At 42.8% G+C, this 6,418-nt stretch carries 8 protein-coding genes and 1 pseudogene; 6 read left to right on the forward strand and 3 right to left on the reverse strand.

The annotated features are described in order from the left end of the window. Positions 1 to 358, reverse strand: a pseudogene (locus B9T16_RS24405) (hypothetical protein); the annotation flags it as partial. An 87-nt stretch (positions 359 to 445) separates the two neighbouring features. Then, the gene (locus B9T16_RS24410; protein WP_006618700.1) at positions 446 to 1,441 is read right to left on the reverse strand and encodes a LysR family transcriptional regulator; all 996 of its coding nucleotides are present in this window, start codon (positions 1,439 to 1,441) and stop codon (positions 446 to 448) included. A 109-nt stretch (positions 1,442 to 1,550) separates the two neighbouring features. Between B9T16_RS24410 and B9T16_RS24415 the strand changes: the two genes are divergently transcribed. Further along, positions 1,551 to 2,012 carry an SRPBCC family protein gene (locus B9T16_RS24415; RefSeq protein ID WP_006618701.1) on the forward strand — a complete coding sequence of 154 codons (462 nt, stop codon included), beginning with the start codon at positions 1,551 to 1,553 and terminating at the stop codon, positions 2,010 to 2,012. After that, positions 1,996 to 2,184, forward strand: coding sequence for a CPXCG motif-containing cysteine-rich protein (locus tag B9T16_RS24420; RefSeq protein WP_006618702.1), 189 nt, complete (start codon positions 1,996 to 1,998; stop codon positions 2,182 to 2,184). The genes B9T16_RS24415 and B9T16_RS24420 overlap by 17 nt, the downstream gene beginning before the upstream one ends. On the opposite strand, the gene menD is transcribed toward B9T16_RS24420, so the two are convergent. Further along, a complete protein-coding gene (menD, locus tag B9T16_RS24425) occupies positions 2,181 to 3,926 on the reverse strand; it encodes a 2-succinyl-5-enolpyruvyl-6-hydroxy-3-cyclohexene-1-carboxylic-acid synthase (protein ID WP_006618703.1) in 1,746 nt (581 codons plus the stop codon). The genes B9T16_RS24420 and menD overlap by 4 nt on opposite strands. Positions 3,927 to 4,118: 192 nt before the next feature. Between menD and B9T16_RS24430 the strand changes: the two genes are divergently transcribed. The 4 genes from B9T16_RS24430 to B9T16_RS24445 all read left to right on the forward strand — a co-directional run. Further along, positions 4,119 to 4,454, forward strand: a complete 336-nt coding sequence (locus B9T16_RS24430) for a DUF565 domain-containing protein (RefSeq protein WP_006618704.1) — start codon at positions 4,119 to 4,121, stop codon at positions 4,452 to 4,454. Positions 4,455 to 4,467: 13 nt separating this feature from the next. Next, positions 4,468 to 5,505, forward strand: a complete 1,038-nt coding sequence (locus tag B9T16_RS24435) for a glycerate kinase (RefSeq protein WP_035737430.1) — start codon at positions 4,468 to 4,470, stop codon at positions 5,503 to 5,505. Between the two features lie 64 nt (positions 5,506 to 5,569). Continuing rightward, positions 5,570 to 5,944 (forward strand): group I truncated hemoglobin, encoded by a 375-nt coding sequence (locus B9T16_RS24440; RefSeq protein WP_006618706.1) that lies wholly within the window; start codon positions 5,570 to 5,572, stop codon positions 5,942 to 5,944. 97 nt (positions 5,945 to 6,041) lie between these two features. Next, positions 6,042 to 6,418 (forward strand): SLC13 family permease (locus B9T16_RS24445; RefSeq protein WP_410245992.1); only part of this gene is annotated, 377 nt, incomplete at its 3' end.

Consider the following 6,418-nt stretch of genomic DNA (forward strand, 5'->3'; position numbering starts at 1 on the left):
GATCGCCTCCATGTAAAATGGTCGGGACTCCGGCGGCGCTGAGAATTAACCCGGTGAGAATGGTCATGGGAACAGTACGCGATCGCCCATCATAGGGATGAGTTAAAATCATCGGAGGACGCACAGCATTAGTTAAATGGGGTCCTAATTCTGCATAAACATCTAGCATTCCCGCCAATTCTTCTCCCGTGGGTCGCCGAATGCGGTGGGCGATTAAAAAAGCCCCTACCTGTACGGGTGTTGCTTCTTGGTGTAACATCATGCGTAAGGCTTCGGCGGCTTCTTCGCGAGTTAGGGCTGCGCTGGTGTGGGTTCCGCTTCCCACTTTTTTCAGTAATGTTCTAAAGCGATCGCTCATTTAGTTGGTTGGTGTGATATAGTGAACAGAAGAGAAAACCAGTATAATCGAAAGCGGATACTTTGAGGAATTGTTAGCCATTTGATGTTAACCAATTAAGCATTTTATCCCCAGTTCTTCTAACTCCGAGTTTACCTCTGGGGGGATTAATTCATGTACCAATTTCCAGAAATATTCAATGGGGGGAATTTGCAGGCGATCGCGACTGGTGACAATGGCAACCTCCCGAGTCCAACCCAAGTCAGATCCGCCACTATAAAAGGAACCTGATTTACTATTTATAGTCCCTTCAAAAGGTGCGATCGTTCTAATCGCTAAACTGCTATCGTTGACTGCTTCTACTAATGCTGAACGTGGTAACAGAGCAATTACTTCCCCCTGACGCACTACACCCCGAAAAGCATCCAGCGTATTTAACTCTAAAACCGCCTTGAGAGTAGCGCCAGCTTGAGCAAATCTTTCCTGTACTAAACGCCGCATTCCATAACCATCTTTAAATACCACTTGAGGATAGATAATTAACTCGGTCCAAGGTACTTGATTATATCGCGCCAGGGGGTGATTTTTCGCCATTAATACTTGTATCGGTTCTTTATAGAGAATATCCACCAATAAATCGGAACTAGCCGTAAAAGCACGATTATTCATGACAAGTGCCACATCAACCAATCCATCTTTCAGGACTTTTAAAGCGCGATCGCTTCCTAATGATGTTACCCGCAATTGTACATCAGGATAAGCATAGCAAAACTTTTGTAATACTGGGGGGAGATAAGACGCACAAAGGGAGTGAATAGCCGCCACGCATAATTCCGGCTGCTGTCCCGCTAATAATGACGCTAATTCCTGTTGGGCATTTTCCCAAGCCTGACAAATTTTCCGCGCATAGGGCCAAAACCTTTCACCTCCCACCGTCAATTTAGCTTGGTTACTACGGTGAAATAGGGGTAAACCTAGTTCCGTTTCTAGTCCCTGTATCTGGCGACTAATCGTTGATTGCGTCACGTTGCAATTGATTGCTGCTTTTTGAAAACTTCCGGTTTCGGCAACAGATAAAAAGGCTTGAAGTTGCTCTAAACGCATAGAAATTGGGGATTTAATATGGCAACGATAGCATGGGTTTCATCTTAACCAATTTCTCGATATAATTTGGTAAAAATTGCTACAACTGTTGATTCTGTATGGTGTGTTTATGCTGCATTTTCAATACTCGTCCCTAATTAACGCCCCCGTTGATGTGGTTTGGAATTTTCACGCCCGATCTGATATCCTAGAGTTGCTGACCCCGCCTTGGCAACCTGTGGAAATTATCCGCCGGGAAGGGGGTTTAGAGGTGGGGGCTAGATCGGAATTTCTCTTATCTCTTGGTCCGGTTTCGGTGCCATGGGTGGCGGTGCATACTGAGTGCATTCCCCACCAACTGTTTACTGATGAACAGCAACAGGGTCCCATGGCTATTTGGGTACACCGACACCAGTTTTCTGAGGTGAATAATCACACTCGGTTAACTGATGCGATCGCCTTTAGTTTACCAGGTGGCTCCCTGTTTGACAAGGGCTTGAGTTGGTGGGTTTATTCCCGTCTTCAAGATATGTTCCGCTATCGCCACGATATTACTAAAGTTGAGTGTGAAAATTATGCAAAATACGGCTGAATTTACCTGCGCCTATTGTGGCGAAAGTAATGTCACATTTATCGATTTTAGTGCCGGAGGTCAACAGTCTTATATTGAAGATTGCCAGGTTTGTTGTCGCCCGAATCTTCTTTATATCAGCATAGATGAGGATACATTGGATGTCGAAATTTACACCGAATACGACGGTTAAAATCTCCATGATATTTCTTGGATTTTTTCGGCTAAGTCTTGGTGCAATTCTTGATTGTGTTTCCGGTTGGTCTGCACTTCAATAATCGCTGAAGTTTGGGAGGCGATAGCCTGTTGATAATCTCTCACAAATTCCTCCTGTGTTTTGGGGGAGAAATATTTGATATTAAACAATTGGGCAGCATGGTCAAAATTGAGATGGTGCGGAGTGCCAAAATAGTTTTCAAATACATCATTAAATTTAGCAATCGGTAGAAATGAAAATATCCCGCCCCCATTATTATTAATAGCAATAATCCACAGGGGATGATTCAGGGCATTAACCATAGATAAAGAGTTGAGGTCATGGAGAAATGCTAAATCTCCAATTAGCAGAGTTGTGGGAGTATTTAAACCCTGACCAAACCCAGTAGCAGAGGCGATAATTCCATCAATGCCGCTAGTACCTCGGTTGGCTGCTATTCTGACTGAATTTCCCCCATAAATTCCATATTCATTCATATCTCTAATCGGCATACTATTGGCTAAAAATAAGCCAGTGTCGGCGGGGATATGCCGCGAGACCAAATTAGCGATCGCCATTTCATTTAACGATGATTCATTAATTAAATAGGTATCAATCGTTTCGCGAATTTTCGCCGACTTTAGCCATAATTTATCTTGCCAATCTTGGCAAATATTCGGATCTAAAAGAGGGGATAATTCCTCACATAATTGTTCGATATTACTTTCAATGCGATGGGAAACAATATGGGCGGGGTCATGGCGGCTGGGTTCGTCCGCGATCATAATATAGTGACGAGGTGGGTGGATTTCCAAATACTCTAAAAACCGTTTTGATAAAATGCGATCGCCTATTTGTATCACCGTTTCCAGGGGTTTATAACTCTGTCGAATATCCGTCAATAATAGCTGTTTGTCAATCTTATTTCCCAGTCTGAAACCTGAACGAATATCAGCAAAGACCGGGAATTTCAGCCGTTTCGCCAATTCTGACACTGCCTGGATTTGTGATATAGAGCTTAATCTTCCCAACGCCAAAATACCTGTTTGGCTATTGTTTAAAATCTCCGATATCTCCTTAATATTATCTGCCGTTTGCCTCACCAGGGGAGTCGGGTAATCCGTCCAAGGACTACCACTACTTAGCCAACGCTTCAGAGGGAGAGTATAACCCAATGTAATAGCTGAATTAGTCGGGGCGAGGGGTTCGCGGAACATACAATTCAGGTGAACAGGTCCTTGGGGCGATCGCTGGGCACGATAAACAGCTTGATCAATAGTCGTCAAAACAAACGTCGGCGAAATCTTTTCATCAGGACAGGGAATATCAAATTTCCAACGCACATAATCACCATAAAGATTGACCTGATCAATAGTCTGATTAGCCCCCGTTTTTCGCAATTCTGGCGGGCGGTCAGCCGACATAATAATCATCGGTAAATTATCCGTAGCCGCCTCAATAATAGCCGGGAAATAGTTAGCAGCAGCCGACCCAGAAGTAGATACCAAAACCGCTGGCTTTCCTGTCGCCCTCCCGTAGCCGATCGCATGAAAAGCCGCGCCCCTTTCGTCAAAAAAAACTCGCCGTTGTGCTTGATAATTACGGGCGATCGCCACAGTTAAAGGAGTCGATCGGGAACCAGGAGATACAATAAAATAACTCACCCCATGGCGAACTAACTCCTCGACAATGAGGTTTCCCCAAAGTATATTAATATTGGCTGCGTCAAACAAATTCAATGGTCAAACCTCAGTAAATTGTCAACGTTATCATAAATCTGCTATCTGGGACAAGTGTTATAGCCAACTGGCGGCAAGTTTGGACACCTGTAGACTAACAAATATAGCCACAGCAGGGAGTTGATGCCACAACCGCCCTTATAATACTTTTATCCTACAGTAGATTTCAAATATCGCTCCCTATAATCTCCTATGCAAAACACTCGTTTAAACCGATTTACTGATGCGATCGCCCAGCAAACCTTGCAATGGTTTCGTAACCCCTGGCGGCGCATCTCTGTATTATTGATTAGCCTACTTTTCGGCTTCTTCCTGGGAGTGGCGATCGCCACCATCGTTGGACAAGTCGGAAGTTGGGATGTCAGCGTCGCATTTATCACCCTGCTAGTCACTGAATGGATTAGTTGGTTATCTTACCGCAAAGTGTCTCGTAGTGAAATCAATTCTTTAGGGCTTGACCTCCTCAATAGTCTAAAAATTGGCATGACTTATAGTTTATTTTTGCTTGCATTTTTACTGGGTTCTTAGACCGGATTTAATCATGATGGAAATTTTACAATCTTTGGCAACTGATACCGAACCGACACCAGAACAATGGCAACAACTGCTGAGACAAGAATTAAATAATCCCCAGCAAATGGCGGCTTTTGGTATCAATCCAGAACAGCTAGAAACAGCAATTAAACAACGTTATCAATTATGGCGATCGCTCCTTCAACAGAATCAAGATTTACCCATTCTCTGGGAACAACTCCCTACATTATGGCACTTTTGGCTACCGTTTGCCATACAATTGTCTCAGTTAAAAACCATCCTTAATCGTCCTTTATTACAGGGAATATTAGGCGGACAGGGAACAGGAAAAACCACCCTATCAACCGTCATGTCTCGGATTCTCAATCTCCTAAATTATCAAGCCATTAGTATTTCTATTGATGATTTATATAAAACTTACGCCGATCGTCAAAGGCTGCGAGAACAAGATCCCCGTTTAATCTGGCGAGGTCCCCCCGGCACCCATGATATTGACATCGGAATTCAACTTCTTGACCAACTCCGAAACCCTACACCCGGAGAAAAAATAATGATTCCCCGGTTTGATAAGTCTCTGTGGAATGGAGAAGGCGATCGCATAGAACCCCAACAGATAGAAGCACCTGATATCATCTTATTTGAGGGCTGGTTTGTGGGATGTCAACCCGTAGAAGACCAGGCGTTTAATCATCCACCCCCCCCTATTATTACTGATAGCGATCGCCAATTTGCGCGACAAATAAATCACCAATTAAAAGAGTATTTACCCCTCTGGGAACGTTTGGATCGATTAATAGTTCTCAACCCCGTTGATTATCGGTTATCCAAACAGTGGCGCGCACAAGCTGAACAGGAGATGAAAGCCTTGGGTAAGTCTGGAATGACCGACACAGAAATCAATCAATTTGTCGAATACTTTTGGAAATCTTTGCATCCCGAATTGTTTATTACTCCTCTGCTAACAGATAGCGATCGTGTTGATTTAGTAGTCGATATTCAGCCAGATCATTCAATCGGTCAAGTTTATCAACCGCCAAACACTTGACAAATTCCCCATCAATAAGCCATAATTAATCACCGTCAATCCATCCTATGAGGCTAAAAAATAGATGACTACTTTATTTGATAAACTTGGCGGAAAAGATGCTGTATATTTGGTGGTAGACAAGTTTTATGAACGAGTTTTACAAGATAATCGCATTAAACATTTTTTTGCCAATATAGACATGAAAAAACAGCTATCGCATCAGAAAGCTTTTCTCACATATGCCTTCGGTGGTACGGATAAATATGATGGTCGTTATATGCGAGAAGCACATCAAGCATTAGTCCAAGAACAGGGTCTAAATAGCGAACATTTTGATGCCGTAGCCGAAGACTTAATCGAAACCCTAAAAGAAATGGGAGTTGCTGATGACTTGTTAGCAGAAGTAGCAGCGATCGTCGCCGCCCCCCAACACCAAAAAGATGTCCTCAACCAATAAAAATTAAATCTACCATATAGGGACAAAAATTTGTGCCTATATTCCCAGTAATCATGATTTTAATATTTACAATAGATCGGCATTGCCAGGAATAAATATGACCCAGATTATTCTAGGTTTACAGGGTTTGGTTTTAACCCTTACTTATATAGGGTTAGGATTAGGTTATATTCCTGGTTTACGGATGAACCGTGCCACCATAGCTTTAGTAGGTTCAGCCCTTTTAATTGCCATAGGAACCTTAACCCTAGAACAGGCTTGGGATGCCATTGATCCTCATACTATTGTGTTTTTATTAAGCATGATGGTGATTAACGCTTACCTATCCTACTCTGGTTTTTTTAACCTAGCATTAGTTTACCTATTACGATTCATTCATAGTCCCTTGGGATTGCTAGTTTTATTAACATTTGGCACAGGTATATTATCAGCCTTTTTCCTCAATGATACTTTAGCATTAGTTAGCACCCCCCT

This window comes from Arthrospira sp. PCC 8006 (assembly GCF_046480465.1).
GTDB classification, from domain to species: domain Bacteria; phylum Cyanobacteriota; class Cyanobacteriia; order Cyanobacteriales; family Microcoleaceae; genus Limnospira; species Limnospira platensis.

Coding starts and splice junctions, on each gene's coding strand:
- B9T16_RS24420 (WP_006618702.1), top strand. CDS start 1,996: ATGCAAAATACGGCTGAATTTACCTGCGCCTATTGTGGCGAAAGTAAT.
- B9T16_RS24440 (WP_006618706.1), top strand. CDS start 5,570: ATGACTACTTTATTTGATAAACTTGGCGGAAAAGATGCTGTATATTTG.
- B9T16_RS24410 (WP_006618700.1), bottom strand. CDS start 1,441: ATGCGTTTAGAGCAACTTCAAGCCTTTTTATCTGTTGCCGAAACCGGA.
- B9T16_RS24415 (WP_006618701.1), top strand. CDS start 1,551: ATGCTGCATTTTCAATACTCGTCCCTAATTAACGCCCCCGTTGATGTG.
- B9T16_RS24430 (WP_006618704.1), top strand. CDS start 4,119: ATGCAAAACACTCGTTTAAACCGATTTACTGATGCGATCGCCCAGCAA.
- B9T16_RS24435 (WP_035737430.1), top strand. CDS start 4,468: ATGATGGAAATTTTACAATCTTTGGCAACTGATACCGAACCGACACCA.